We start from the raw sequence: 349 nt of genomic DNA on the forward strand, positions 1-349 counted from the left end.
GCCAGCCTGCGCGCGTCCCTCGGCGCCAGCGCCGCCGCCACCCTGCTCGACGTCAGCAGCGCCGCGCAACGGGTCGAGCGCCCGGACGACAACCGTGTGCAGCAACTCGACCAGCAACTGCGCGAGATAGACCGGCAACTGCGGGAAATCCATGACCGCGGCAGCGTGCTCGAAGCGCAGAAGAAGTTCCTCGCCGACATCCAGAGCGGCAGCACCCAGCCCGGCAAGGATCGCCCCATGCCCGGCATCGACGAGCTGAAGAGCCTGCTGCAACTGACCGAAGGCAACCTCGAACGCCTGCTCGCCGAGCAGCGCCAGCTGGACGACCGCGCCGCCGAACTGGAACAGC

1 protein-coding gene is annotated in these 349 nt (G+C 69.1%); it reads left to right on the plus strand.

The features are described from left to right. Nucleotides 1–349, plus strand: a 349-nt coding sequence (locus FLO80_RS24385) for a DUF4140 domain-containing protein (protein ID WP_149187190.1), incomplete at both ends; no start/stop codon positions are given.

The organism is Aquicoccus porphyridii (assembly GCF_008369105.1).
In the GTDB taxonomy this organism is placed as follows: Bacteria; Pseudomonadota; Alphaproteobacteria; order Rhodobacterales; family Rhodobacteraceae; genus Aquicoccus; species Aquicoccus porphyridii.